1 protein-coding gene is annotated in these 457 nt (G+C 66.7%); it reads right to left on the bottom strand.

Features of this window, described 5'->3' with window-relative positions:
* Positions 1-183: 183 nt before the first annotated feature.
* On the bottom strand, positions 184-457 hold a 274-nt coding region (locus tag C5C07_RS22050), incomplete at its 5' end, for an agmatine deiminase family protein (protein ID WP_233510499.1).

The raw sequence follows: 457 nt of genomic DNA, 5'->3' as shown, positions 1-457 counted from the left end.
CCTCACCGGCGATGCAGGCCCGGCGGCGGGTGGCTCGATCACCTTCAAGCTCTTCGGCCCGAACAGCAGCGGGTGCGGCCCTCTGGTGTACGACAGCTCGACTCAGGACCCGTCTGAGAACGTGGCCGTGAGCGGGAACGGCACCTACGGTCCGGCTTCGTTCACACCGACCGCAGAAGGAAACTACCACTGGGTCGCGTCGTACAGCGGCAGCACCAACAACTCCGGCACGACACACAACGCCCAGTGCACGGACAGTAACGAGGACGTGGTGGTCAACACCGTGCCCTCGTCGCTGTCCAGCGCACAGACATGGGTGCCCAGCGACTCGGCGACGGTCTCGGCGAGCGCCGGCGGCGCTCTGGCGGGAACGGTCTCGTTCGAGTTCTTCACCAACGGCACCTGCAACGGCGACGCCGCCTTCTCGACTGCCAAGAACGTCTCCGGCAGCTCGCCG

Source organism: Haloferax sp. Atlit-4N, assembly GCF_003383025.1.
GTDB lineage: Archaea > Halobacteriota > Halobacteria > Halobacteriales > Haloferacaceae > Haloferax > Haloferax gibbonsii.
The sequence above is the reverse complement of the archived record's forward strand: the minus strand, read 5'-3'. Positions and strand labels throughout refer to the sequence as shown.